1 pseudogene is annotated in these 535 nt (G+C 57.2%); it reads right to left on the bottom strand.

Annotation, left to right across the window (positions count from 1 at the left end):
* Positions 1 to 408: pseudogene (locus FCK22_RS18030) on the bottom strand (N-6 DNA methylase); the annotation flags it as partial.
* Positions 409 to 535 lie beyond the last annotated feature (127 nt).

Genomic DNA, 535 nt, shown 5'->3' with positions numbered 1-535 from the left:
AAAAACGCGACAGGTCCAGTCTTTGTGAACACCACAATGGCGCAGGACACTCCGGCATAGGGACGGAACACGCCTGAGGGCATCTTGATGATCGCGTCGAGTTTGTGATCCTCGACCAGCATGCCGCGGATGTCTTTGTGGGCCTTAGAGGAGCCGAACAGCACGCCATCCGGCACAACCACAGCCGCCCGTCCGCCAGTGCGCATCAGGTGCAAGAAAAGACCCATGAACAGCAGCTCGGTTTTTTTTTGTTTTGACGACCTTCAGCAGGTCCTTTGCCGTCGTGTCATAGTCCAGTGAACCGGCAAAGGGCGGGTTGGCGAGGATAAGGGAATAGCGCCCTGCGTCCTCGCCGTGCTCCTCGGCAAGGCTATCGCGATAAGAGATGTCGGGGTTCTCGATCCCGTGTGACCTGCCCCCCGCGAAATCCCTCACCATGATGTAGAGTCTGCCCAACCCTGAAGGAGCAGACGAATGCGGAAAAGCCGTTTTACCGAGGCGCAGATTATTGGGATGATCAAGGAGCAAGAGGCAG

This window comes from Sulfitobacter sp. 15WGC (assembly GCF_005068605.1).
In the GTDB taxonomy this organism is placed as follows: domain Bacteria; phylum Pseudomonadota; class Alphaproteobacteria; order Rhodobacterales; family Rhodobacteraceae; genus Sulfitobacter; species Sulfitobacter faviae.
Note: the sequence above shows the minus strand (reverse complement) of the source record. Positions and strands in the feature narration are given on the sequence as shown.